Source organism: Nonomuraea montanisoli, from assembly GCF_013363975.1.
Classification (GTDB): Bacteria; Actinomycetota; Actinomycetes; order Streptosporangiales; family Streptosporangiaceae; genus Nonomuraea; species Nonomuraea montanisoli.
In genome coordinates, this window is sequence record NZ_JABWGN010000012.1 from 197,112 (window position 1) to 222,382 (window position 25,271).

At 73.0% G+C, this 25,271-nt stretch carries 22 protein-coding genes and 1 pseudogene; 14 read left to right on the plus strand and 9 right to left on the minus strand.

Annotated elements, in window-relative coordinates; all coding sequences use genetic code 11:
- Positions 1–46 precede the first annotated feature (46 nt).
- The 3 genes from HTZ77_RS30595 to HTZ77_RS30605 form a co-directional block, all read right to left on the minus strand.
- A complete protein-coding gene (locus tag HTZ77_RS30595; RefSeq protein ID WP_175593172.1) occupies positions 47–916 on the minus strand; it encodes a hypothetical protein in 870 nt (289 codons plus the stop codon).
- A gap of 96 nt (positions 917–1,012) precedes the next feature.
- A complete protein-coding gene (locus tag HTZ77_RS30600; protein ID WP_175593173.1) occupies positions 1,013–2,071 on the minus strand; it encodes a CU044_5270 family protein in 1,059 nt (352 codons plus the stop codon).
- Positions 2,071–2,655 (minus strand): RNA polymerase sigma factor, encoded by a 585-nt coding sequence (locus HTZ77_RS30605; protein WP_175593174.1) that lies wholly within the window; start codon positions 2,653–2,655, stop codon positions 2,071–2,073. The genes HTZ77_RS30600 and HTZ77_RS30605 overlap by 1 nt, the downstream gene beginning before the upstream one ends.
- 219 nt (positions 2,656–2,874) lie before the next feature.
- Between HTZ77_RS30605 and HTZ77_RS30610 the strand changes: the two genes are divergently transcribed.
- From HTZ77_RS30610 to HTZ77_RS30620, 3 genes are all read left to right on the plus strand, one after another.
- Positions 2,875–4,044, plus strand: a complete 1,170-nt coding sequence (locus tag HTZ77_RS30610; protein WP_205303942.1) for an MFS transporter — start codon at positions 2,875–2,877, stop codon at positions 4,042–4,044.
- A gap of 74 nt (positions 4,045–4,118) precedes the next feature.
- Positions 4,119–4,658 (plus strand): SigE family RNA polymerase sigma factor, encoded by a 540-nt coding sequence (locus tag HTZ77_RS30615; protein WP_175593176.1) that lies wholly within the window; start codon positions 4,119–4,121, stop codon positions 4,656–4,658.
- A gap of 131 nt (positions 4,659–4,789) precedes the next feature.
- On the plus strand, positions 4,790–5,818 hold the full coding sequence (locus tag HTZ77_RS30620) for a hypothetical protein (protein ID WP_175593177.1): 1,029 nt from the start codon (positions 4,790–4,792) through the stop codon (positions 5,816–5,818).
- A gap of 47 nt (positions 5,819–5,865) precedes the next feature.
- Here the strand turns inward: HTZ77_RS30620 and HTZ77_RS30625 are convergent, their stop codons facing one another.
- A complete protein-coding gene (locus HTZ77_RS30625; RefSeq protein WP_175593178.1) occupies positions 5,866–6,966 on the minus strand; it encodes a sensor histidine kinase in 1,101 nt (366 codons plus the stop codon).
- Positions 6,963–7,625: a response regulator transcription factor gene (locus HTZ77_RS30630; RefSeq protein WP_175593179.1), complete on the minus strand. Its 663-nt coding sequence runs from the start codon at positions 7,623–7,625 to the stop codon at positions 6,963–6,965. Before HTZ77_RS30630 ends, HTZ77_RS30625 begins: the two co-directional genes overlap by 4 nt.
- Positions 7,626–7,767: 142 nt before the next feature.
- Between HTZ77_RS30630 and HTZ77_RS30635 the strand changes: the two genes are divergently transcribed.
- The 4 genes from HTZ77_RS30635 (at position 7,768) to HTZ77_RS30650 (ending at position 11,990) form a co-directional block, all read left to right on the plus strand.
- The gene (locus HTZ77_RS30635; RefSeq protein ID WP_175593180.1) at positions 7,768–9,267 is read left to right on the plus strand and encodes a DUF1349 domain-containing protein; all 1,500 of its coding nucleotides are present in this window, start codon (positions 7,768–7,770) and stop codon (positions 9,265–9,267) included.
- An 88-nt stretch (positions 9,268–9,355) separates the two neighbouring features.
- Positions 9,356–9,949 carry a dihydrofolate reductase family protein gene (locus HTZ77_RS30640; RefSeq protein WP_175593181.1) on the plus strand — a complete coding sequence of 198 codons (594 nt, stop codon included), beginning with the start codon at positions 9,356–9,358 and terminating at the stop codon, positions 9,947–9,949.
- Positions 9,950–10,019: 70 nt separating this feature from the next.
- Positions 10,020–11,021 (plus strand): threonine ammonia-lyase, encoded by a 1,002-nt coding sequence (locus HTZ77_RS30645; RefSeq protein WP_175593182.1) that lies wholly within the window; start codon positions 10,020–10,022, stop codon positions 11,019–11,021.
- A gap of 189 nt (positions 11,022–11,210) precedes the next feature.
- The gene (locus HTZ77_RS30650; RefSeq protein WP_328808856.1) at positions 11,211–11,990 is read left to right on the plus strand and encodes a SigB/SigF/SigG family RNA polymerase sigma factor; all 780 of its coding nucleotides are present in this window, start codon (positions 11,211–11,213) and stop codon (positions 11,988–11,990) included.
- Between the two features lie 63 nt (positions 11,991–12,053).
- On the opposite strand, the gene HTZ77_RS30655 is transcribed toward HTZ77_RS30650, so the two are convergent.
- The gene (locus HTZ77_RS30655) at positions 12,054–15,338 is read right to left on the minus strand and encodes a BTAD domain-containing putative transcriptional regulator (RefSeq protein WP_175593184.1); all 3,285 of its coding nucleotides are present in this window, start codon (positions 15,336–15,338) and stop codon (positions 12,054–12,056) included.
- A gap of 175 nt (positions 15,339–15,513) precedes the next feature.
- On the opposite strand from HTZ77_RS30655, the gene HTZ77_RS30660 reads away from it, so the two are divergent.
- Positions 15,514–17,022, plus strand: coding sequence for an FAD-dependent monooxygenase (locus HTZ77_RS30660; protein WP_175593185.1), 1,509 nt, complete (start codon positions 15,514–15,516; stop codon positions 17,020–17,022).
- 28 nt (positions 17,023–17,050) lie between these two features.
- Complete coding sequence (locus HTZ77_RS30665; protein ID WP_175593186.1) at positions 17,051–17,713, plus strand: SGNH/GDSL hydrolase family protein; 663 nt, start codon at positions 17,051–17,053, stop codon at positions 17,711–17,713.
- Positions 17,714–17,733: 20 nt separating this feature from the next.
- Here the strand turns inward: HTZ77_RS30665 and HTZ77_RS30670 are convergent, their stop codons facing one another.
- Positions 17,734–18,192 carry a winged helix-turn-helix transcriptional regulator gene (locus tag HTZ77_RS30670; protein ID WP_175593187.1) on the minus strand — a complete coding sequence of 153 codons (459 nt, stop codon included), beginning with the start codon at positions 18,190–18,192 and terminating at the stop codon, positions 17,734–17,736.
- An 84-nt stretch (positions 18,193–18,276) separates the two neighbouring features.
- Between HTZ77_RS30670 and HTZ77_RS30675 the strand changes: the two genes are divergently transcribed.
- From HTZ77_RS30675 to HTZ77_RS30685, 3 genes and pseudogenes are all read left to right on the plus strand, one after another.
- Complete coding sequence (locus HTZ77_RS30675) at positions 18,277–19,458, plus strand: MFS transporter (protein WP_175593188.1); 1,182 nt, start codon at positions 18,277–18,279, stop codon at positions 19,456–19,458.
- A 23-nt stretch (positions 19,459–19,481) separates the two neighbouring features.
- Positions 19,482–19,757: pseudogene (locus HTZ77_RS48815) on the plus strand (ChbG/HpnK family deacetylase); the annotation flags it as partial.
- 16 nt (positions 19,758–19,773) lie between these two features.
- A complete protein-coding gene (locus HTZ77_RS30685; RefSeq protein ID WP_175593189.1) occupies positions 19,774–20,160 on the plus strand; it encodes a hypothetical protein in 387 nt (128 codons plus the stop codon).
- Here the strand turns inward: HTZ77_RS30685 and murJ are convergent.
- Entirely contained in the window at positions 20,147–21,748 is a 1,602-nt protein-coding gene (gene murJ, locus HTZ77_RS30690) for a murein biosynthesis integral membrane protein MurJ (RefSeq protein ID WP_205303944.1), read from the minus strand. The genes HTZ77_RS30685 and murJ overlap by 14 nt on opposite strands.
- A 167-nt stretch (positions 21,749–21,915) precedes the next feature.
- On the opposite strand from murJ, the gene HTZ77_RS30695 reads away from it, so the two are divergent.
- Positions 21,916–23,091, plus strand: coding sequence for an erythromycin esterase family protein (locus HTZ77_RS30695; protein ID WP_175593190.1), 1,176 nt, complete (start codon positions 21,916–21,918; stop codon positions 23,089–23,091).
- A 7-nt stretch (positions 23,092–23,098) separates the two neighbouring features.
- On the opposite strand, the gene HTZ77_RS30700 is transcribed toward HTZ77_RS30695, so the two are convergent.
- Entirely contained in the window at positions 23,099–24,298 is a 1,200-nt protein-coding gene (locus tag HTZ77_RS30700) for a cytochrome P450 (protein ID WP_175593191.1), read from the minus strand.
- A gap of 241 nt (positions 24,299–24,539) precedes the next feature.
- Between HTZ77_RS30700 and HTZ77_RS30705 the strand changes: the two genes are divergently transcribed.
- The gene (locus HTZ77_RS30705; RefSeq protein ID WP_175593192.1) at positions 24,540–25,256 is read left to right on the plus strand and encodes an NADPH-dependent F420 reductase; all 717 of its coding nucleotides are present in this window, start codon (positions 24,540–24,542) and stop codon (positions 25,254–25,256) included.
- Positions 25,257–25,271 lie beyond the last annotated feature (15 nt).

Here is a 25,271-nt window from a genome sequence, read left to right on the forward strand (position 1 = left end):
GCGGGTGCCGCTCGCGCACCGCGAGCGGCACCCCGGGAACGTCAGGTCAGACGAGCTTGCGGTAGATCCGGGACGAGATCGCCTGGGCCGCGCCCTCCCGGCCGAACTCCTCGTAGACCCGCGACGTGATCTCCATGGCCTTCGGGGAGTAGGCGGGGTAGAAGTCCTCGCCGCACTTGAGGTCCTTCAGCGCCACCTCGATCTCCTTGTCCAGGTACGGCTTGGCCTCCGCGGGCTTCAGGTTCGGCCGGAAGACGACGGTCTTGCCCTTGGGCAGCTCGCCCTTCCACGCCTTCCTGGCGACGTCCGACGCCTGCCGCACGATCTTCGTGTGACTCAGCCCGTCCAGCGCGGTCGGCTCGGCCGTGCTGACGCCCAGGCACGAGGCGAACTGCTTGCCCAGCCCGACGAGCTGCTTGTCCTGGTCGAGAACGCTCAACGACTTGCGCACCGCCGCGTCGAGCTGGTCGTGGTAGTCCTCCTGGGAGGTGACGGTCTTGCCCAGCACCTCCTTGACCGCCTGGGAGAAGCAGGACTCGTCGGCGGCGCGCCACTTCTTCAGCTCGCCGGCCGACAGCGACATCAGCATCTTGTTGTTCGGGTTCTCGCGCTGGACGGGGTTGACGGCCTCGTCCTTGGGATAGACGTTCGGGGACCAGACGCCGAAGCCGTACTTGGCCCGGAACGCCCGCAGCGCCTCCACGTCGCCCGCGAGCCGCTTCTGCTCCCCGGGCTGCCACGTGTGCCGAGGCTCCGGGGAGGCCACGTAGTCCAGGCCCCGCTCCGTCATGCAGGCGACGCGCTCGGCCTCCAGCTGCGTCTGCTTCTCGTACGCGGCGTCCCCCGACGGCGGCGAGGTGAGGCCGCCGAACGAGCCGGCGAGCAGGGTGGCCGCGACCGCCTTGGCGATGAACATGCAGGTTCTCCTTCTTCCTTGAGGGCATGCCGGATCGATCTGCGGGCATGCCGAACAGAACTCACGGCCGGAACGGCCGGATCAGGGGGAAAAGTCTCAGCAGGGGATCTTCATGCGGGACGCCTCCGGCGAGACCTCGGGCAAGCCGGGGGCGAGCTCGACCGCGAGCACGGCGGTGCCGGTCACCGCGTCCTTCTTCTCGGTGTACTCGCCGCCGGAGGGCAGCTTCACCTTCCGGTCCCTGAGGTTCACCGTGCGCTGACCCAGGTAGCGGTAGGTCTTCCGATCGAAGATCAGCTCGGACCGGGTGCCGTCGCCCTCGTCCATGGCGACGGCCAGGCCGGGGCGGCCGGCGGCGTCCACGGCGTCGCCGACGAGCACGATGCCGTCCAGTCCGGCGGCGACCTGGTACAGCGCGGCGCCCAGACTGGGCCGTACCACGGACTCGCGGACCAGGCTCTGGAGGGAGCCCCAGATGCGCAGCGGCTCCTCGCCCGTCTCGGCCACGATCTTCGCGCGCACCTCGGCGGGGTCCGTCGGCCAGGCGCCCAGCCGCGCGTAGGCCGGCTGGCCGGGACAGTCCCCCGGCTCGTACACGATGTCCTCGACGCCGCGGTCCCAGTACCGGCGGGGGGCCGGCCCCGTGGCCGACAGGTTCTGGCTGCGGCTCAGCCAGGGCTTGCCCACGTCGGCGGCCTCCCAGCGCTCCTGGCTGACCAGGACCTTGGTGGAGAGGGTGCCGCCCGACTTGTCCTTGGTGTGGAGGCTGTGCTGGGCCAGCGTCCTGGTGTGGACGTACTCGCCGCGCGCCGGCACAGTGTCGGACCGGTCGGCGGCGGCCCGCGCGGCCAGGGTGAGCAGCGCCTTGGCGTCGGCCGGAGGGGCGGCGATCAGGTACCCGGGGGTGTGCGGGTCGGAGCCGCCCAGGCTCACCTGGGTGACGATGATGCCAGCGGAGAGCGTCACCGCCAGCGCGCCGACCAGGGCGACGCGCCGGATCGGCAGCGCGGCGGGCCACCTGCGGCGCGGACGGTCCAGCCGCGCCGCCTGGGCCTCGCCGGCCAGGCGGAGGAGGCGGTCACGCCCCTTCGCCGCCGCCTCCGGCGTGGGCTCGGGCTCCGCGAACACGGCCTCGATCAGCTTCAGCTCGTCCATCACCACTCCCCGATCGGGTTGACGTCGCCCAGGGCCTTGCGCAGCTTCCGGCGCGCCCTGTTGATACGGGACCCGACGGTCCCCGCCGGTATGTCCAGGGCCGTGGCGATCTCCCCGTAGCCCAGCCCGCCGAACACGAGCAGGAACACCACGTCGCGATCGCCCTTCGCCAGGCCCTTCAGCCCCCGTACGAGCTCCGGCCGGGTGGCCTGCGCCGCGAGCTGCAAGGTCAGCCGGTCCTCGTGCCCGTCGGCGGTGTCCTCGGCCGCCACCTTGCTGAGCGCGTTCAGGCGGCGGCCCTCCCTGCGGCGGTGCCGGGCCACGACGTTCGTGGCGATGCCGAACAACCACGAGCGCACAGTGCCCCGCTGCGGGTCGAAGCCGTGCCTGCCGTTGAACGCGAGCAGGAAGGAGTCCGCGACCAGGTCCTCGGCATGCTCGCTGCCGAGCCGGGCGGTCAGGTAGCGGTAGACCTCCTTGAAGTACCGGTCGTACAGGAGGGCGAACAGCTCGGGATCGTCCAGCGACCGCTCGACCACGGTGACGTCTTCCAGCACATCGTTGGCGTCAGGTGGTGCAGTCATGGCGTCCTTCCGAAGGCAACTGTCGCCCAGTGTTCGCCGCTCGGCGGGTTTTCTTCACACCGATTTCCGGTTTCCGGCGCGGCCGTCGCAGCGCACGCCTGGCGCGCGGCCGCGAAAAACGCGTTGCCGTGGAGTGGTCGCGAAACATATGGTTTTGCGCTCGTGATCGCAGTGGTGGAGCGAGTCCTGCCTGCCCGGCTGGGGACAGGATTCCGATGGTTGCTGGCATCGAGCTGGCTGACGAATTTCGGTGACGGGATCGCGGCCGCGGCGGGCCCGCTGCTGATCGCGACGTTGACGCGCGACCCGCTGATGATCTCGCTGTCGGCCCTGGTGGGCTGGGCGCCTCCGCTGCTGTTCAGCCTGTACGCGGGCGTGCTGTCGGATCGCTACGACCGGCGCAGGATCGTGCTCCTCGCGAACGCGGCCCGGGCCGTGGTGCTGGCGGCGCTCGTCGCGCTCATGGTGACCGGCACCCTGACCGTGACGACGGCGCTGCTGGCGCTCACGCTCCGGTCCGTCGCCGAGGTCTTCGCCGACAACGCGACGGCCACGCTGACTCCCATGATGGTCGGCAAGGAGGATCTGGCCGTCGCCAACGCCCGCCTGGGCACGGGGTTCATCACGCTCAACCAGCTCGCCGGGCCGCCGATCGGCGCGGCGCTGTTCGGCCTGGGCCTGACCTGGCCGTTCGCGAGCCAGCTGCTCCTGGTGGTGGCGGGGATCGTCCTGGTCTCCCGGATCACCCTGCCGCCGCACGGCCGGCAGGCGGGCGATGTCGCGCCCAACACCGTACGAGAACTCATCGCCGGGTTCAGCTGGACCATCCGGCACGCGGCCGTCCGCACGCTGGCGCTCACCATCCTGATCTTCAACTTCACGTTCGGCGCGGCCTGGTCGGTTCTCGTCCTCTACACCCAGGAGCAGCTCGGGCTCGGCTCGCTGGGCTTCGGCCTGATGACCACCATCGGCGGGATCGGCGGCCTGATCGGCACCGGCCTGTACGGCGCCATCACCCGCAGGGTGAGCCTCGGCGCCCTGATGCGGATCGGGCTCATCATCGAGACGTTCACCCATCTCGGCCTGGCCCTGACCCATTCGCCGTGGGTCGCCGGGGGCATCTTCCTGGCCTTCGGCGCGCACGCCTTCATCTGGGGCACGACCTCGGTCACGGTCCGCCAGCGCGCGGTCCCGCGCGAACTGCAGGGCCGGGTGGGCAGCGTCAACACCGTCTGCGTCTTCGGCGGTCTGGTGGTCGGCTCGTTGATCGGCGGTGTCCTGGCCACCCGCCTCGGTGTCGCGGCGCCCTTCTGGTTCGCCTTCGCCGGTTCGGCGGTGTTCGTCGTCCTGCTGTGGCGGCAGCTCATGCACATCGCCCACGACGAGTAGCGCCGGCTCAGGCGGGCGGAGAAGAAGGCCGTGGCGGGAGGCAACCTTCGCGGGGGCTCATGCATGTAGAGGGCATGAAATCCGAGATCATCCATGCTCCACCCGGTTCCCCGGGCGACGAGGTGTCGGCCGACACGGCCGTGACCGGGTTGTTCGTCGTCCACCGGCTCGCCCTCGTGCGGTTGGCGTTCCTGCTGCTGGGTGACCAGGGAACCGCCGAGGACGTGGTCCAGGACGCGTTCGCCGCGGTGTATCGCAGGTGGAGCACGATGGCCGACCGCGGGCAGGTGCTGCCGTACCTGCGCACGGCAGTGGTCAACGGGTGCCGCATGGTCCTGCGGCGCAGGGCGATCATCGGGCGCTTCCGCGGCCGGCCCGAGGTCCCCTTCTGGTCGGCGGAGGCGGCGGCGCTGCTCGGGGAGACCCGGCGGCAGGTGTTCCTGGCCGTCCGGGCTCTGCCGCGACGCCAGCGCGAGGTGCTGGTGCTGCGCTTCTACCTCGACCTGTCGGAGGCGGAGATCGCCCAGGTGATGGGGGTCAGCCGCGGAACGGTGAAATCGACGGCATCCCGGGCGCTGAAGGTGCTCGCCGGGAAACTGCAGGAGGAGCGATGACCCGAAGCGTTGAGGACCGGCTCCGTGACGCCTTCTCCGCCGGCGGGGAACTGGTGTCCCCGGGAAGCCTGGGACCTGTCGCGGATCCCGGTGTGGTCCGTCCGCGCCGGGGACATCGGGGGTTGCCAATCGTGACGGCCGCGGCGGTCGTCGTCATCCTCGCCGTGGTCGCGCTGGTCTCGAAGGTGATCGCCGTGCCCGCCCCCGTGTCTCCCCCCGTGCTCGTGACCTCTGACGGGAACCAGGCGCTGCGCCGGCTGGCCGCCCAGATCGCGCGGTTGCCGGACGACCGGGGCGCGTACTGGCGCAGGTCGCTGGTGAACGACTTCGTGATCCGGGTGCGGGCCGGGGGGCGCGCCTTCAACGCGGTGGCCTCGGCGAGGACGGAGCTCTGGCTGCCGCGCGATCCCCAGGACCCTGTGCAGACACAGAGGGAGGAACCGCTCCTGCGCCCGGCGACTCCGGCCGACGAACGGACCTGGCGGGCCGCGGGATCGCCCGCCAAGGTGCAAAAAGTGTGCACCCCCGGCACCAAAGCGGCCGCCTGTGTGAAGTTGTCCATGCGTACGCAGGACAGGGACTGCCAGTACACCTACGGGGCCGCGCCGGACCACGGGGCCGCGCCGGACCACGGGCCCGCCGCCAGCCCGCTCGGTGCGTACACGCCGGCCGAGATCTCGGCGCTGCCCGCCGATGACAAAGGGCTGCGCGCGTGGCTGCGCGCCCGCTGGGAGTCCGACCGGACCAGGACAGGATCGGCGCGGCCGCTGGAGGAGTCCCTCGCCACCGATGCCACCTTCCTGCTGATCACGCCACTCGCCCCGGCGGCCCGGGCCGCGGTCCTGCGCCTGCTCGCCGATCTGCCCACGACCAGCGTCCGGGGGCCGGCCAAGGACCCGCTGGGCCGCAGCGGCCTCGCCGTGGACTTCCACAAGGGCAAGGAGTACACCAGGGAGTTCGGTGAGGACGACGAGGTGATCGAGGACCACACGACCATCCTCGACCCCCTGACCGGGGAGATCCTGGCCAGGGTCACCAAGGCGGGAGAGAGCACCGTGGGCCTCGTCAAAGGCGCGACCATGGATGCCGAGGTCTGGACCGCCGAGACGGGCTGGACCGACGACCGCCCGAAGCCGCCCGGGAACTGCCGCCGCGTCTGACGCACGCCACCCGGGCCGGCCGGGGATCCGCCCGCCGGCTCCTGACGTCAGGGCCCGTGCCCGAACCGCACGGTGATGGACAGGCCGCCCTCCGGGCGTGCGCCGGTGGTGAGGGTGGCGTGGTGAGCTCGCGTCACGGCATTGACGATGGCGAGGCCGAGGCCATGGCCGTCGCCGCTGCCGTGACGCTCGGGCGCCAGTCTCTGGAAGGGGTGGAAGAGCCGCCCGATCTGATGGCCGGGGACGACCGGCCCGCTGTTGGTGACCGTGAGGACCGCCTGCGGGCCGGAGGTCCGCGTGATGATCTCCACGTGCCCGTCCGCGTGGTTGTGGCGGATGGCGTTGTCGACGAGGTTGGCGACCAGGCTTTCGATCAATTTCGGGTCTCCGGCGGTCACGGCGGGCGTCAGGTGTCCGGCGAGGGCGACGCCCTTCCGCGTCGCCTGGTCGCGGCGGGAGGCGAGCACTCCTTCGACGACGTGGGCGAGGTCGAGGGTGTCCCAGCGGGTGACGCCGCGCTCGCTGGTGGCCAGGGCGAGCAGCGCCTGGACGAGACGCTCCTGGTGTTCGCCGAGAGCGAGGGCCTCCTGGCAGGCCGAGCGCAGGGTGTCGGCGTCGGCGTCGGGGTCGGCCAGGGTGACTTCGAGGAGGGTGCGCAGACCGGCGAGAGGGGTGCGCAGTTCGTGGGAGGCGTTGGCGACGAAGTGGCGATGGGCGTCGAAGGAGGCCTCAAGGCGGGCGAACAGGTCGTCGAGGGTGTGGCCGAGCTCGGTCAGCTCATCCGTGGGCTCGCCGAGGCCGAGCCGCCGGTGGAGGTCTCCGGCGGAGATGATCCGGGCGGTGGCGGTCATGGCGCGCAGCGGCTGCAGGAACCGGCCGGCGACGTACCAGCCCAGAGCCAGGGCGAGGGGGATCAGCAGGACCAGGGCGACGGCGGACCCGGCGAGGAGCTGGGGCAGGCTGATCCCGGTCCCCGTGCCGGCGGTCGCGCCCGGCGACGGATGGCCCACGGGGACGGCCGCCTCGATGCTGGCGAGCGGGACGTCGACGAAGACGACCACCAGGACCCCGGCGGCGTAGATGCCGGCGGCGTAGGCGAGCGCGAGCCGCGTCCGCAGGGACTTCCTGGCGAGCTTGCGGGAAGTCATGACGGTCCGATGCGGTAGCCGCCCTCGCGGACGGTCTCGATCACGGGCGGGTCGCCCAGCTTGGCCCGCAGCCGGTGCACGGTGTGCTTGACGGCGCTGCTGAAGGGGTCGGCGGCCTCGTCCCACACGCGCTCCAGCAGTTCCTCGGCGGAGATGACGAGGCCGGGCACGGCGAGCAGGCATTCGAGCAGGGCGAACTCCCGGGGGCTCAGGTCGAGGCGCCGCCCGGCGCGGGACGCGGTGCGGCGGGCCGGATCGAGGGTGATGTCCCCGCACGCCAGGGTGGGCGGCAGCGGCGGGGTGGCGCGGCGGGCCAGGGCGCGGACGCGGGCGACCAGTTCGGCGAACGCGAACGGCTTGGGCAGGTAGTCGTCGGCGCCGAGGCTGAGCCCGTCGACGCGGTCCTCGATCGTGCCGGAGGCGGTGAGCATCAGGACGCGGGTCTCGCAGCGGCCGTGCGCGAGTCGCCGGCAGATCTCGTCGCCGTGGACGCCGGGCAGGTCGCGGTCGAGGACCACCACGTCGTAGCGCGTGGCGGCCAGGCGGTCGAGAGCGGCGGTCCCGTCCAGCACGACGTCGACGGCCATGCCCTCGCGGCGCAGCCCGGTTCCGATGGAGCGGGCGAGGATCTCGAAGTCCTCGACGACGAGGACCCTCACCGTCGCTCACCGCCGGTCGTCGTGCGGGCGGAGCGGCCGCCGGGTCGAAGTGCCATGGGTCAACGGTGCCAGATCCCCGGTTCCAGCCGGGTCGCGGCCGCCGCGACCCGGCCGGAACCGGGCGCCGCGTACAACCGTCGGCATGAATTCATCCACGCCTCACCGGTCCGGCCAGGACCGGTTTCGTCAGTTGCTGCGCGCGGAGTGGGCCAGGTTCCGCGCCGGGCGCGGCCGGATGCTCGCCTTGGCGGCCTCCGTACTGGTCACCGTCTCGCTCGGGCTGCTGATCGCCGGGGGCGTCCGCACCACGTGCGTGACCGGGAAGGGCGAGGGCCCCTGCCCCGCCCCGCTGGTCGGTCCCGACGGCACGGCGGTCCAGGACAAGTACTACTTCGTGCACCAGCCGCTCAAGGGGAACGGCGGCATCACCGCCCGGGTGTCGGACATGACGGGGCAGATGCGGCTGCCGGACGCCGTCCCCGGGGTGCGCAACGTCACGGAGGGGGTGGTGCCGTGGGCGAAGGCCGGGCTCCTCGTCCGGCAGAGCCTCAAGCAGGGCACACCGTACGCCGCCGTCATGCTCACCGGAGCACACGGCGTGCGGATGCAGGACAACTTCACCCACGACGTGGCCGGCGGTCCGCACAACGGCCCCCAATGGCTGCGCCTGACCAGGTCGGGCGACACCATCACCGGCTACGAGTCGGACGACGGCAAGACCTGGACCGAGGTCAACACGGTCAGGCTGACCGGCCTGCCGGAGACGGTCGAGATCGGGCTGTTCACCGCCTCACCCGGCGCCCTGTGGGAGTCGGCGGAAGCCTTCGCCCAGGCCACCGCCACCTTCGACCGCATCACGCTGCGGGGCGCGAACGGTCCGTGGCGCCACGACGATGTCGGCGTCGTCATGGAGTCCGACGGCAAGACCCCGCATCACCCGGGCGGGGTCGTCGCGTCCGGCGACAAGCTCGTCGTGACCGGGGGCGGCGACATCGGGCCCGCCACGGTGGACGGCGGTGTGCGCGCCGACCTCATGCTGATCGGCGGGGCCTTGGGGCTGGTCCTGGTGCTCGCGGTGGCGGTCACGTCCTTCACCGCGGACCACCGGCGGGGGCTGACCGGGGCCGAGCGGCATCCCGCGCGGATGCTGGCGGCCAAGGCCGTGGTGGTCGGCGCGGTCGCGTTCGTGGCGGGGCTGGTGACCTCGGGGGTCGTGGTCCCTGTCGGCCTGGCGATGGTGCGCGCCCATCAGAACCCGGTTCAGCCGATCACCCTGGCCACCGAGCTGCGGGTGATCGTCGGCTACGCGGCGCTGACCGCGGCGGCCGCCGTGCTGGCTCTGGGCCTCGCCGCGCTGGTCAGGCGGGGCTTCGTCGCCGTCGGGCTGGCCGTCGCGCTGGTCGTCGTGCCGTACCTGCTGGCGACCTCGGGCCTGGCGCCATGGCTGCTGCTGATCACCCCTGCCGCCGGGTTCGCGATCACGCAGAGCGTCCCCACGTTCGCGCACGTGGACGTGGAGTCGTCCCTGATCGGCGGCTACTACCCGCTCCCGCCGTGGGCGGGTTTGGCGGTGACCTGCGGATACGCCGCCGTCGCCCTCGGGGCGGCGATGGCCGCGCACCGCGGGAGGGCGCGGGGATGACCACGGTTCGACACTTGGGGTTCCCTCAGGGAACTTCAAGCGTTAGGGTCATGGAGTCTCTTCAAGGAACTCCGAAAGGGTCACGCAGATGAGCAAGGTCCTCTCCGCCCTCGCGGTGTCGGTCGACGGATACATCACCGGACGCGACCCGGGCGCCGGGCGCGGGCTCGGCGACGGAACGATGCTGTTCGACTGGTACTTCGACGGCGACACCCCCAGCCAGGTCTTCGACGGGTTCAGGCTGAGCGAGCCCAGCGCCCGGGTCTTCGACGCCCTCGCCGGACGCGTGGGCGCGATCGTCGCGGGCCGCAACACCTACGAGGACTCCGACCACTTCGGAGGCGGCAGCCCGCACCCGGCGGCCCCGGTGTTCGTCGTCAGCCACCGGCCGGCACCCCAGATCAGCCAGGCGCAGACCCTCGTCGCCACCGGCATCCAGGACGCCGTCGCGGCGGCCCGCGAGGCCGCCGCGGGCAAGGACGTCGGCCTGATGGGCGGCGGCGTGGTGACCTCCGCGCTGGAGGCCGACCTGGTCGACGAGGTGGTCCTCCACCAGGTGCCCGTCCTGCTGGGCGGCGGTCGCCGCTTCTTCCAGGAGCTGCCGAGGCACGTGCGGCTCCGCCTGCTGGAGGCCGTCCCGGCCCCCGGCGTGACCCACCTCCGCTACGAGGTCGCCCGATGATCCTCGTCACCTGAGGGCCCCCTTCGAGAGCCACACCGGCTTCGCGCGGGCGACGCTATGCTGCTGCGTCATGCGGGAGAGGCGGCTCGACACCGCTCCGGAGACGCGGCTCGACACGGCTCGCATCCGGGCGGCTCGCCGGGTCATCGACCCGGTCTTCCTCGACACTCCGCTGTACCGCTGCGAGGCGCTGGAGCCCGACCTCGGGTGCGCGGTGAGCATCAAGCTCGAAACGGCGAACCCGGTCCGCAGCTTCAAGGCCCGCGGCACCGAGGTGGTCACGAGCCGGCTCGCCGGCAGTGGCTCGCCGGCCGTGGTGTGCGCCAGCGCGGGCAACCTCGGCCAGGCGCTCGCCTGGTCCGGCCGCGGCCGCGGGCTCGACGTCGCCGTCGTGGCATCCCGCTTCGCGCCCGCGGCCAAGCTGGATCGCATCCGCGCGCTGGACGCCCGGCTGGAGCTGGTGGACGGCGACTTCGACCTCGCCCGCGAGCGGGCGGCCGCCATCGCGCGGCACGACGGCATCCGGCTGGTGGAGGACAGCCTGGACATCGAGACCTGCGAGGGCGCCGCGACCATCGGCCTGGAGCTGGCGGAGTCCGCGCCGTCGTTCGACGCCGTCCTGATCGCTCTCGGCGGCGGGGCGCTGGCCACCGGCGTGGGGCATGTGGTGAAGTCCCTGGCGCCCGGTGTCGAGGTGATCTGCGTCCAGCCGCTGGGCGCGCCGGCGATGACCCGTTCGTGGCGCCGGCGTCGCGTCGTCACCACCGACTCGACCGACACCATCGCCGACGGCGTCGCCGGCCGGCGCCCCATCCCGGCGGTCCTGGACGACCTCCTCCTGGTCGCCGACGACGCCGTCCTGGTCCAGGAGGCGTCGATCATGGCCGGCATGCGGATGCTCCTCCACCACGCCGGCCTCGTCGCCGAACCGTCGGCCGCGCTCGGCATCGCGGCGATCCTCGAGGACCGTGACCGCTTCGCCGGCCGGCACGTGGCCACCATCGTGTGCGGCGGCAACGTCGACATGGACGCCTATCACCGCTGGGTCGGCGCGGCTCCCCCGCTCCGCTGAACCGCGGCCGCGACCAGGGGCCAGGCATCAGTTATGAATCCGTTACCGAAAGCAGGTGATACCAGGGCCTCCGGCGGGGATGGTGGATCTCGAAGTCCAGCAGAGGGCTTCCTCTCACGCGAATCGAGGCGTGCCTCTGCATGGGCTTTTTCTCATGGACGGGGCCGCCGGCACATCTGGGAGAAGCACGTGCCCCTCCTGACCACCACCGCATCCGACCAGCTCACCGCTGAGGACCTCCTCACCCGCCTGGCCGACCCGAGCACCTCCGACCTGGACGCGGCGCGCATCCGCGAGCGTCTGGTGGAGATGCACGAGGGACTGGTGAACGAGATCACCCGCCGCTACCGCTACCGCGGCGAGTCCATGGACGACCTGCGCCAGGCCGCCTACGTGGGTCTGATGAAGGCCGTCAACGGCTACGACCCCTCGCTCGGACACGAGTTCAGGGGATACGCCATGGTCACCGTGCTGGGCGAGGTCAAGCGGCACTTCCGCGACCGCACCTGGGCGGTCCGGGTGCCGCGCGTCTACCAGGAACGCCGCATCGAGATCAACAAGGCCACGGCCGAGCTGACGCAGGTCCTCGGCCACTCCCCGACCGTCGCCGAGCTGGCCGCCAAGCTGGGCATCTCCGAGGAGGACGTGCTGCTGGCGATGGAGGCGTCCACGGCCTACTCGGCGCTGTCGCTGGACGCGCCGGTCGGCGGCGGCGGCGACGAGGACGCGGCCGAGCTGGGCGACCTCCTGCCCGCGCAGGACCAGTCGCTCGACACCCTGCTCGACGCGCACGCGATCAAGCCGCTCATCGACGCCCTGCCGGCGCGGGAGAAGAACATCCTGCTGATGCGCTTCTACGGCAACATGACCCAGTCGGAGATCGCCCAGGAGTTCGGGATCTCGCAGATGCACGTCTCGCGCATCCTGCGTGCCGTGCTCACCAAGCTGCGCGCCGCGTTGACGGCCTGACGCCCGGCCCGCCGGCAAGGACGGCCCGCCGCCCGCTCACTCCCGGCGGGCCACCTTGCCGGTTCACGCCGTATGCGGGGGCGACATTCCGTCCACCGCCATCGACGAGCCCCTGACCGGGTCGACCTGGGTCACGGCCGTCCTCGCGTCCAGTCGCCAGCCCTCGCCGTACGCCGTGGCGAAGGCTTCCTCGCCCAGCGCGGCCCGCCCTCGGCGGGTGAGCTCGCGGACCTGCCGATCGGTGCGGTCGTGAGCGCCGCGCAGCCGGGAGGCGGCGCCGAGCAGGACGGCCGACGCGTGATGCCGCCCCCGTGCCTCGGCCAGCGCGGCCGCGTTCACCGCCACCAGCGCCAGGATCGGCAGGTCCCGGGTCTCCAGCGCCGCCGCGTACGCCTTCACCAGCGCCTGCTCCGCGCCGGCCAGGTCACCGGTCTCCAGGCAGAGCGCGGCCCGTACGGTGCCGGCCAGCGTCCGCGCGTGGTCGCCGGGGAACGGGGTGCCGCCGCGAAGACCGCGTTCGGCGTCGTCGAGCAGTCGCCGTGCCCGCTCCAGGTCGCCGAGCCGCACCCGGAAGACGGCCTCCCACGCGTCGACCAGGAACAGCGTCTCCGGCGAGGCCGCGCGCAGCGCCCGCTCCCGGGCCGAGTCGATCATGGCGATCACCGGATCGGTGTCGCCGCGCCGCAGGTACAGGTCGATCCAGCGCAGGTCGCCGAACACCTCGTCACGGAGGCTGAGCGAGCCGAACTCACCGGCCAGCGACCGGGCCTCGCGCAGGTCGGCCAGCGCGCCGTCGAGGTCGTCGTCGTACTGCCGGAGCTGGGCGCGCATCGGCAGCACGGCGGCCTGGCCCCAGCGGTCGCCCGCCTGCCGGAAACAGGCCAGGGCCCCCTCCACGTCGGCGCGCGTGCTGTCGAGCTCGCCCGCGTTCTCGGCGAGCTGGGCGCGGAACATGCGGGCCAGCCCGGACAGCCACACGTCGTCGCCGCCGGCCAGGCGCTCGATGATCGCGAGCGTGGTCCGCTGTTCCCGGAGGGTCTTCTCCTCCCGGAGGAACGCGAGCGGGAGCGCGGTGAGCGCGCCGTACGGTCCCGGCAGCTCCGGGTACGCCGGCAGCCGGTCGGCCAGCTCGCGCATCCGCGCCCGGTCGTCCGCGGCCTCCTCGGCGGTCGTCCCGGGCCGGGTGCCGGCCCGGTTGGACAGGTGGATCGCGCGGGCGCAGTCGCGCTCGGGACCCGGCTCGCCGCCGGGCACCGCCAGCGCCTCGCCCAGCCAGTAGGCGGCGTCGGACTGACGGCCGGACATCTGCCAGTACCAGGTCAGGTTCAGGGCGAGGGCGACCGCGCCGCGGGCGTCGCCGGTGTCGCACCGCCGGCGCAGCGCGGCCAGCACGTTGTCGTACTCGGCGCTGATGACGCGCATGGCCGCGAGCTGGCCGGCCCCGCGCAGGAGGGGGTCGTAGCGGGCCGTCAGCTCGGCGAAGTAGCCGGCGGCCAGGTCGCGGACGGCGCCGAGGTCGCCCTGCTCGGCCAGGCGGCCGGTGCCGTACTCGCGCAGCGTCTCCAGCATGCGGTAGCGGCCCGGATCGGGCGCGAGCTGCAGCAGCGACCGGTCCACCAGGCCGGCGAGCAGCTCGGGGATCTCGGCGGGCGGCACCGCGGTCCCGGCACAGAGCGCGGCGGCCGAGGCCGGCGTGACGCCTCCGGTCAGGATCGAGACGCGTTCGGCGACCGTGCGCTCGTGCTCGCTCAGCAGCTCCCAGCTCCAGGCGATGACCGCGCGCAGCGTGCGATGCCGGGGCAGCGCGGTGCGGCTGCCGGTGGTGAGCAGCCCGAAGCGGTCGGACAGCCCGTCGGCCAGCTCGGGCAGCGACAGCGTCCGCAGCCGTGCGGCGGCCAGCTCCAGCGCCAGCGGCATCCCGTCCAGCCCGCGGACCACCCGCCGGATCTCGGGCAGCGTCGTCCCGTCCACGTCGAAGCCCGGGCGCACCGCCGCGGCCCGCTCCGCGAACAGGCGCACCGACGCCGCCCGCCGGGCCTGCTCGACGCCGTCGTCCGGCCCGGGCAGCGCGAGCGGTCCGAGCGGCACCAGCGCCTCGCCGTCGATCGCGAGGGGTTCGCGGCTGGTGGCGAGCACGCGCAGCCCGGCGCATCGGGACAGCAGCGCCGTGACCAGGTGGGCCACGGCGTCGATGAGGTGCTCGCAGTTGTCGACCAGCAACAGGCTCTCCCGGCCGCCGAGCCGGTCGACGAGCACGTCCAGGTCGGCGCCCTCGACCCGCGTCCGCGCCTCGAACATCACGCCGCCGCGCGGCCCGATCCCGGCGAGCACGGCCGCGCCGACCTTGGCCGGCTCGGTGACCGAGGCGAGGTCGATCAGCCAGGCGCCGTCGCGGTACTCGTGGCGGTGGCGGCGGGCCGCCTCGACGGCCAGCCGCGTCTTGCCGGCGCCGCCGGGACCGAGGACGGTGACCAGGCGCCCGGCGGCGAGCAGCGTGTCGAGCCGGGCGAGGTCGTCGTCGCGCCCGACGAAGCTGGTCAGCGGCGCGGGCAGGTTGCCCGGCCCGGCCCGCGGGGCTTCCGGGGCCGGGGCGGGCCGCTCGGCGCGCAGCAGGCGCAGGTGGCGCTCGCGCAGGGCCGCGCCCGGGCCGGTGCCGAGGACGTCGGCCAGGGTTTCGCGGACCCGCTCGTACAGGGCCAGGGCGTCGGCCTGGCGCCCCTGGGCGGCGAGCGCGTCCATGAGCAGCGCGGCCGCCCGTTCCTGGACGGGGTGCTCGGCGAGCAGCGCGGTCAGGCGGGCGGCGGCCGCGTCGGCACGGCCCAGGGACAGCTCGGCGTCGGCGAGGTCGGCGACGGCCTCGACCGAGGCGTGAGCCAGCCGGGTGGCGGCGGCGGGCGCCACCGCGACGACGGCGGCGGGCTCGGCGCCGGGACGGTCGCCCCACAGCGCCACGGCCTCGCCGAGCACGACCGCCGCGGCATTCGGGTCGCCGGCCCGCAGGCGGTCACGGCCGGCCGCGGCGAGCTGCTCGAACCGCAGCGCGTCCACGTCGGCCGCGTCCACCTCCAGCCGGTAGCCGCCCGCGACCTGCGCGACGTCGCCCGCCGAGCCGAGGGTCCGGCGCAGCCGCGAGACGAGGGCCTGCAGGGCGTGGGCCGGGCCGGCCGGCGGGTCCTCCGCCCAGATCGCGTCCACCAGCACGCCCGGCTCGACCGCGCGCCCGCCGGCGAGCGCCAGCCGGACGACCAGACCCTGCAGCCGCGCGCCGGGAACGGGCAGATCGGCGTCACCGCGGGCCGCCTGGAAGGCGCCGAGCAGCGTGACGCGAAGCCGCGCATCCCCGTCCATCTCCCGATCTTCTCGCACGCGTCCGTGAGTCCCCAAATCCCGGCCCCCCGGCTCACGGGCGCCACCAGGGGAGGTCAGCGCCGTGTGAGCCCGCGTCAGCGTCATGTGCGCCCCGTGTGAGCGGCCCCCTTCAGTCTTCTTCGTACGTGCCTGAAGAGTCGGAAGGGAAGTTCTCGTGCATGACGTAGTGATCGTGGGCGCCGGCCCGGTCGGTCTGTTCCTGGCCTGCGAGCTGGGCCTCGCGGGCTGCTCGGTCCTGGTCCTCGAGCGGGAGCCGGAGCCCCGCACCCCGTGGAAGGCGGATCCGCTCGGGATGCGGGGCCTGTCCCCCGCGTCGGTCGAGGCGTTCTACCGCCGCGGGATGCTGGACCCGCTGCTGAAGGCGTCGGGCGCCGACGACCGGCCCGACCCGGAGGAAGTCGCGCCCCCTCGTGGCGCGGGCCACTTCGCCGGCATGATGCTCGATCCGGCCGACGTCGACGTCGCCGCCCTGCCGTTCCGGCTTCCCAGCCCGGCGGCGGAGGGCGTGATGACGAACCTCGAAGCGGTCGAGTCCGTGCTGTCCGAGCGGGCGTCCCTGCTCGGCGTGGAGGTCAGGCGCGGCGTCACGGTCTCGGCCCTCGTCCAGGAGGACGAGAGCGTGGTCGTGCGAGCCGGCGAGCAGGAGTACGCCGCGCGCTGGGTCGTCGGCTGCGACGGCGGACGCAGCGCGGTGCGCAAGCTCGCGGGATTCGGCTTCGTCGGCACCGAGCCGCAGTTCACCGGGTACGTCGCGCTCGTCACCGTCGCCGATCCCGGGAAGCTGCGCCCCGGCTTCAACCTGACGCCGACGGGGATGTACCTGCGGACGCCCGCGCCGGGGTACGTCGGCATGCTGGAGTTCGACGGCGGCGCGTTCGACCGCTCGCAGCAGCCGACCCGCGAACATCTCCAGGCGGTTCTGCGCCGCGTGTCCGGCACCGACGTGACGCTGAGCGACGTCCAGCTCGCTTCCAGCTTCACCGACCGGGCGATGCAGACGACGACCTACCGGCAGGGGCGCGTCCTGCTCGCGGGCGACGCCGCGCACATCCACTCCCCCCTCGGGGCCCAGGGGCTCAACCTCGGCATCGGCGACGCCCTGAACCTGGGATGGAAGCTCGCGGCGACCGTGCACGGGCACGCGCCGGACGGGCTCCTCGACACCTACACCCGCGAGCGCCATCCGCTCGGCGCCCAGGCGCTCGACTGGACGCGCGCCCAGGCGGCGGTCATGAGGCCGGACCCGCATGCCCAGGCGATCCAGGCGGTGATCCGCGACCTCATCGGCACCCGCGACGGAACGACCTACGTGTTCGGCAGGACCTCGGGGTCGTCGATCCGCCACGACCTCGGCAGCGAGCAGCCGCTGGTCGGCCGCAACGCCCCGGAGCTCCGTCTCGAGGACGGCACCCGCCTCGGCGACCTGATGCGGGACGGGCGAGGCGTCGCCCTCGACTTCACCGGCGACGGACGTCTGCGCGGCCCGGCGATGGTGTGGGAGGGCCGGATGCGTTACGCGGCCGGACCGGCGCGAGACGACCTCGGGCTGGGTGCCGTGCTCGTCCGGCCTGACGGCGTGGTCGCCTGGGCGGGCGATCGCGACCCCGACCGTGAGGCGTTCGAGCGGGCCGCCGCCCGTTGGTTCGGCGGCCCGGCCGTCTGAAGCAGATCTCCACGAGCAAGGAGCACACATGACGATCAACCTCCGACCGGGAAGCACCGTGATGTTCACCGGCGATTCGGGCACGGACTGCCGGCGGCTGCAGAGCGAACACGGGCTCGGCTTCGGCTATCCGCTGGGCGTCGCCGGCGAGTGGGGGCTCCGGCACCCGGACCGGGCCGTGACCTGGCTGAACTCCGGGGTCGGTGGTGACAAGGTGATGGACCTCGAAGCCCGCTGGCAGGCGGACGTGCTCGACGCGCGCCCGGACGTGGTGTCGATCCTCGTCGGCATCAACGACGTCGGCTGGCACACGTACGACCCGGACGGCCATGTGATCTCCGCGGCGGACTACGCGGCCGGTTACGACCGCCTGCTCGCGCGCCTCGCCGAGGCCGGCGCCGAGCTGATCCTCATCGAGCCGTTCCTCCTGCCGATCAGCGGCACCGTCGAGGTCGGCGCGGCGCACGTCGGCGTCGAGGTCCGGAAGGAGTGGCGCGCCGACCTGGACCCGAAGATCCAGGTCGTGCGCGAGCTGGCCGCGAAGTACGGCGCGCACCTGCTCGCCGCCGACGGCATGTTCGCCGGGCTCGCCGCGACGACCGGGCCGGAGTACTGGTCCGAGGACGGCGTGCACCTGACGCCGGCCGGTCACGCCGCCCTCGCGGCGGCCTGGCTGCGCCTGGTCGCGTGACCGTGCCCGCGACGCGGCGATCAGGTGGGCCGGCGCACCGAGGTCGTGTCGCTCGTCAGCGGTGATCCGTCCGGAGCCACGGGCAGCAGATCGGGTACGCGGGCGCCGTCGCCGTCGACCAGGACCGAATGCGGCTCGCCCGCCTCGAAGGCGTGGCGCTCGCCCCACTGCCGCAGCGTGACGATCACGGCGAACAGGTCCTTGCCCGCCTCGGTGAGCGCGTACAGCCTGCGTCGGCCCGACGGGGCCTCGACCTGGGTGAGCAGGCCGTGCGCGGTCAGCTTGCGGAGCCGGTCGGTGAGGATGTTGCGGGCTATGCCGGTGCGCTGCTGGAAGTCGGTGAACGAGTGGGCGCCGTCCATCGCGTCACGGACGACGAGCAGGCTCCACCGGTCGCCGACCAGATCGACCGTGCGGGCGACCGGGCAGCTCGGGTCCGTCCACGCGGTGCTGCGCCCGTCGGTGTCGTCGCGTGCCATCACCCCTCCAACGAGTTGCGTGATGAAACCATTCTGGCCTACCCTCCGATCAGTTGCAATCTGAAACCAATCGGAGGTGTGTCCGTGAACCGGAGGACGAGGCTGCTGCTGGCGGTGGTGTGCGGGGTCGCGGTGGCGAGCGTCTACGCCGGGCAGCCGGTGCTCGCCCCGATGGGGCGGGACCTGGGCGTTCCGGTCGACTCGCTCGGCTGGCTCGTGGCCGCCGGCCAGCTCGGTTATCTGGCGGGGCTGGTGCTGCTGGTGCCGTTGGGCGACGTGCTCGACCGCAGGCGCCTGATCGCCGGGCACCTCGCCCTGGTGGCCGCGGGGACGGCGGTCACGGCGGCCGCGCCGGTCGCCTGGGCGGCGTTCGCCGGACTGGCCGCGGCGGGCGTGTTCGCGGTGGTGGTGCAGAGCGCGGTCGCGTACACGGCGTCGATCTCCCCGTCCGCCGAGCGCGGGCGCAACCTGGGCGTCGTGACCTCCGGCGTGGTGATCGGCATCCTCGGCGCGCGCCTCGTCGCGGGAGTCCTCGCCGACCTGTGGGGATGGCGGAGCGTCTACCTGGCGCTGGCGGTGCTGGCCGCCGTCCTCGCGGTGCTCAGCCTCGTCCTGCTGCCCGCGGACGTCCGCCCGGACGCGGCTCGGTACGGGCAGGTCCTCCGGTCCTTCGGCGGGCTGTTCACCCAGCCGGTGTTCCTCGGCCGCGGGCTGATCGCGTTCTTCCTGTTCGCCTCGTTCGGCACGCTGTGGAGCGGCATGGCCCTGCCGCTGGCCGGCGCGCCGTGGCATCTCGGCGAGGCGCAGATCGGGCTCTTCGGCGTCGCGGGACTCGCCGGCGCCCTCGGCGCGGCCCGGTCCGGGCGCTGGGGCGACGCCGGGCACACGCGCCGGGTCACCGGCGTCGCGCTCGCGCTCCTGATCGCCTCCTGGGCCGCGATCGGACAACTCCCCTGGTCGTTGCCGCTGCTGGTCCTCGGCGTGATCCTGCTCGACTTCGCCGTCCAGGCCGTGCACGTGAGCAACCAGCACACGCTGACGGCCGCCTATCCCGACCGCCCGAGCACCACCGTCGGCGCGTACATGGTCTTCTACTCCCTCGGCTCCGCCCTGGGAGCGGCCGCGACGACGGCCCTGTTCGACGCCACCGGCTGGACCGGCCCCACCGCCCTCGGCGCGACGCTCGCGCTCTGCGCGCTCGCCACCTGGGCGGTCGGCACCCGTACGGCGGCTCGCGCGCACAGCGCGCCCGTGTGCGCGAGGTGATCTCCGGCAGCCACTCTGTCGTCATGGACGAACACGACGCACAGCCCCTCCCGCCCTCGCCCTCCTCGGCCGAGCTGCTGGGCTTTCCCCCGGACGCGCGGGTGCTCCTCGTCAACTGCGACGACCTGGGCATGCACCACGACATCAACCTCGCGGTGATCGACTCCATCGAAGCGGGGATCGCCACCTCCTGCAGCCTGATGACTCCCTGCCCGGCCGCGCACCACGCCATGCGGCTGCTCCGCCGGCGACCGGAGATCCCCTTCGGCATCCACCTCACCCTGGTCGGCCGGGCGACGGGCGTATCTGCACCAGGTGGTCGCCGGAGTGCCGCTGGCCCGCATCGCCGGGTGGACCACGCCGCGCGAGCTGGACACGATCGAGTGGTACGCCTCGCCCGCCCAGGTGTGCCATGCCTTCGCCCGCCTGTCCGAGCTGCCCGACCAGCGCGTCGGCGAGGCCCTGTCGGTCAACGACGCGGGGCTCGCGCTGGACAAGGCGCAGTGGCCGTCCGTCTGGTACAAGGGCGGGTCGGAGCCTGGAGTGAGCGACCTGGGCCACCTCGCCAGGACGGCGGACGGGCGGTCGTTCGTGGTGACGACCCTGGCACTGGACCCGACGATGCCGTTCGACGCGGCACGGACGCTCTCGGAGCAACTGGGGCTGAGCCGCGGCGCGTTCACACTGGTCAAAGGCTCCTGAAAGTCCAGGGCAACCCGGCGGTCAGGGCGGTGAGCTCGCCGATCCGGAGAAGGCGGGCGGCGAGCGCGTACAGGCAGGCGCCGGTGAGCGTCGCGGCGCAGACGACGGCGAGCGAACCGCCCGGCCCCGTCCCCACCGCCGGCCCGAGTCCCGAAGCGACGACCGCGGCGGCGAGCCCGGCGACGCCCGCGGCCACCAGCATGCGCGCATGGGAGCGGAGCAGGCGACGGCCGTCGATGCGGCCGATCCGGCGCCGCAGCGACTGCGCGGTGATCACGAGTCCCAGGGCGTAGGCGACGGCCGTGCATCCGGCGAGGGCGACGACCATGTCCGCGCCCGGGTGCAGCCGCGCGGCGACCAGGCTGGCGACGAGGAGCGCGGCGGAGACCGCCACACTGATCAGGGCCGGCGTGCGCGTGTCACCGAGGGCGTAGTGAACGCGCAGCATGATCTGGTAGCCGGCGAACGGGACCAGCGCCGGAGCGTAGGCGGCCAGCACGACGCCCGTGAGGTGCGCCGCGCCGGGTGAGGCGTTCCCGTGCGCGAACAACAGAGTGGTCAGCCGCGGGCCGAGCACGACGAGCGCGGCGGCCACGGGAACCAGCACCACGCCGGTCAGCCGCAGGCTCCGGGACAGGTCGGCGGTGACCTGGGACAGGTCGCGTTCGGTCGCCGCCCGGCTCATGCGGGGCAGCATGCCGGTGATCACGGTCACCGCGACGACCGCGTACGGCAGCTGGAACAAGGTGTACGCGTTGGAGAAGACGCTCACCGCGCCCGGCCCGGCCTGCGACGCGAGCCGGTTGACGACGATCAGCGCGGCCTGCGCGGCGGTCACCGACGCGACGGTCCATCCGGCCATCGCCGCGATCCTGCGCACCGCGATGCCGCGCGGGTCGGCGCGCAGGCGCAGCGGGAAACCGGCCCGTCGCGTGACCACCGCCAGGACGACCATCTGGGCGCCGACTCCGGCGCTGGTGCCGATCGACAGCAACAGCGTCTGGCCCTGCGTCAGCGTCTCCATCCGGCCGGTTCCGCCCGCCAGCAGAAACGTCCCGGCGGTGGCGATGACGACCAGGTTGTTGGCCACCGGCGCCCACATGGGAGCGGCGAACCGTCCCCGGGCGTTCAGGATCGCGGCCAGTGCCGCGCTGATGCCGTAGAAGAGGATCTGGGGCAGGAAGATCCGGGTGAAGTCGACGGCCAGCTCGCGCTGGGCGGCCCCGAACCCGGGGACGGTCAGCTCCACGATCAGCGGGGCGGCGACGATCGTCACCAGGACGACCGCCGAGAGCCCGTAGAGCACCAGGGACAGCAGCCGCTGCGTGAACAGCTCCGCGTCGACGTCCTCGTCAGCCGTGACGCGGACCAGCAGCGGAACCAGCACGCTCGCGGCCGCCCCGCCCATCACCAGTTCGTAGACGGCGTTGGGGGTGACGTTGGCGGCGGTGTAGGTGTCGAGCAGGTGCGTGCCGAGCCCGAGAGCGGAGACCAGCGCCAGCGTACGGAGGAACCCGGTGATCCGGGAGACCAGGGTGGCCACCGCCATCGCCCGGCCGGTCCGCTGGAAGCTCGGCTGGTCCGCCATGAAGGAGGCCTCTCTTGTCGGCGATCAACGGATCGATTATGTCCGTGAGATCACTCCTCGGGGCGATTTCCGGCGGAGATGTCATCGCCGTTTGAAGGTTTCCCGGAGCGATGCCAGCGACTTCGCGCGAAAGTTCACACCGAAAGTTCAACGATACCGTTGAAGGCATGGACATCAAGGACACAGCCCGGCCGTTCGACGGCGCGGGAGTCTCGGCCTTCCTGCGCTCGCTGCCCGCCAAGCCCCTGCTGCTCGGCCTGGGCGAAGCCCGGCACTTCGTGGACGAACTGGGCGAGCTGCGCAACGAGCTCTTCCGGCATCTGGTCGAGCACGAGGGCTACCGGTCGTTCGCCATCGAGAGCGACTGCCTCATGGGGCTCGTGGTGGACGACTACGTCACGACGGGCACGGGCACGCTCGACGACGTCATGGAACGCGGCTTCAGCCACAACTTCGGCACCTCGCCGGCCAACCGCGAGCTCGTACGCTGGATGCGGTCGTACAACGAGGAGCACGACGAGAAGCTCAGGTTCTTCGGCTTCGACGCCCCCCTGGAGTACTGGGCGGCGAGCCCGCGCCAGGCGCTCACCGGCCTCTACGGCCTGCTCGACGGCCCGCTCCCCTCCGCTGTGGTGACCGCGGAGACCCTCGACACGCTGCTCGGCCCGGACGACCGGTGGTCGAACGAGGCCACGGCCATGGACCCGTCCCAGTCGATCGGCCAGTCCGCCGACGCGCAGCGCCTGCGGCTGATCGCCGACGACCTGGTGGCGCTGCTGGAGACGCAGGCGCCGCAGATGAGCGCGAAGGACCGGGAGCTGGCGGAGCTGTACGGGCGCACCGCCGTCGGCCTGCTCCGCTACCACTACTGGATGGCCGATGCGTCCCCGGCGCGGTGGACCCGGCTGTCAGCCCTGCGGGACGCGATGATGGCCGCCAACCTGCGCGCCGTCGCCGAGCACGGCCCGGCCCTGGTCTTCGCCAGCAACCTGCACCTGCAGCGGAACAAGACCCTGATGGCGTTCGGCGACCAGCGGCTGGAGTGGTGGAGCGCGGGGGCGATCGCCGCGACGAGCCTGGGCGACCGGTACGCGTTCCTGGCCTCGGCCCTCGGCACGGCGGGCGACGACGCCCCGTCCCCGGACACCGTCGAGGGCATCCTGTCCACGCTCCCCTGGGACCACGCTCTCGTCGACGCCCGCCGCCTGGCCGAGGCCGTCACGGAGCCCGCCCCCCGCGTCTCCCAAGATTTCGCCTATTTCCCGCTGAAGCCGAACCAGCTCGACATGATGGACGGCGTCGTCTTCCTCAAGCAGGTCGTCAGGCTGGGAAAGCTGGGTTGACGGGCGGTCACACGTCCCAGGTGACCGGGAGGCTCTTGACCCCGTAGATGTCCGCGGTCTCCGGGCGCAGGGCGACCTCTTCGGCCGGTACGGCCAGCCGCAGCGTGGGGAAGCGGTCGAGCAGCGCGGGGAGCGCGACGCGCATCTCGACGCGGGCCAGCTGCTGCCCCAGGCACTGGTGGATGCCGTGGCTGAAGGCCAGGTGGCCGCCCTCCTGCCGGCGCACGTCGAGGACGTGGGGGTCGGTGAAGCGCTCGGGGTCGCGGTTGGCGGTGGCGTAGGACAGGACGAGCGTGGAGCCGGCCTTGACGGTCTGGCCGGCCAGCTCGACGTCCTCCAGCGCGACTCGCGTGAGCTGCTTGGCGACGGTGAGATACCGCAGCAGCTCCTCCACGGCCCCGTCGGTGAGCGCGGGCTCGGCGCGCAGCGCCTCCCGTTGCTCCGGGTTCTGGAGCAGGGCGAACGTGCCCAGCGCCAGCATGTTCGCGGTGGTGTCGAACCCGGCCGACAGCAGGATCAGGGCCATGCCCCGCAGTTCCTCATCGGTCAGGTCGCTGTCGAGCAGGTCGCTGAGCACGTCGTCGGTGGGGTTGGCGCGCTTAGCGGCCACCAGCTCGGCGAGGTACTGCTGGGTCGCGGTGTAGGCGGCGATCAGCTCATCGTCGCCGACCTCCCCGCCGAGGAACTTGTCGATGTTCTCCTGGAAGAGGCCCCGGTCCTCGTACGGCACGCCCAGCAGCTCGCAGATGATGACGGCGGGGATCGGCTTGGCGAACGCGGTCACCAGGTCCGCCGACGGCCCGGCCTTCTCCATCGCGTCCAGGTGCTCGGCGGTGACCTGCTCGACGCGCTCGGTCAGCAGCCGCATCCGCCGGACGGTGAACTTGCCCACCAGCGGCTTGCGGTAGCGGCTGTGCAGCGGCTCGTCCATGAGGAGGAACTCGCCGGGCGGCGCCGGGGGGACCTCGATGTCGCCGTAGTCGACCAGCGGGTGGTGGCGCATGAGCTCCTTGCGGGAGCTGAACCGAGGGTCGGCCAGGATCGCCCGCGTCAGGTCGTAGCCGGTGACCAGCCAGCCCTCGTGCCCGTCGGGGAAGGGCAGGCGGCTGATCGGGCCGTGCTCGCGGGCCTCGATCAGCTCCTTGGGCGGGTCGAAGGGACAGCCGGGCTGCCGCTCGGTCGGCAGCTTGGCGACGGTGTGTGCCATGGTCGTTCCTCTCCTCGGCCGGCCCAGGGGCGCTGAGCCGTTCATGACATCACCGTCGCCGACCGCGCTGACACGGGACCGTCGCCGTCCTGACACGGCACCGGCGGACCCGGCGGCGATCACCCGGCCGGCCGCCGCGCGCCGGGCCGGCAGGCCGGTAGCCGCTGTCGTAGGCCCTGGGCGACCAGCCGCCGGAGGTCCGTGACATCGTGGAACACGGGCGAGCGAAGGAAGCACCGAGATGAGCACCATCGGACTGATCGGCAGCGGACTGATCGGCGGCACCGTCGCCCGGCTGGCCGTCGCCGCCGGACACGACGTGGTCCTGAGCAACCGGCGGGGCCCCGAGACCCTGTCCGGCCTGGTCGCCGAGCTGGGCCCGCACGCCCGCGCCGCCACGCCGGCCGAGGCGGCCGCCGTCGGGGACGTCGTGGTGGTGACCATCCCGCTGCGGGCCTACCGCACGGTGCCGGTCGAGCCGCTGCGCGGCAAGGTCGTCATCGACACGAACAACTACTACCCCGAGCGGGACGGCCGCGTCCCCGAGCTGGACGCCGAGACCACGACGACCAGCGAGCTGCTCCAGGCCCACCTGCCCGAGTCGCACGTCGTCAAGGCGATGAACAACATCCTCTTCGCGCACCTCGGCGAGCTCGCCCGGCCCGGGGGCGACGCCGGACGGTCGGTGCTCCCGATCGCCGGCGACGACGCGGAGGCGAAGCGGGCCGTCGCCGCGTTCCTCGATTCGATCGGCTATGACGCGTTCGACGCCGGTCCGCTCGCCGAGGGCTGGCGTTTCCAGCGCGACACGGCGGCCTACGCCGATCCGTACTTCAGCGAGGGCCACAGCCTGGCCGCGACGATGGGGCAGGGAGCCGAGCCGGGACCGGGCCGGCCCGTCACCGCGGACACGATGCGCACCGCGCTGGCGGCGGCGAAGCGGTACCGGGACATGTGACACCGCCGCCAGCGC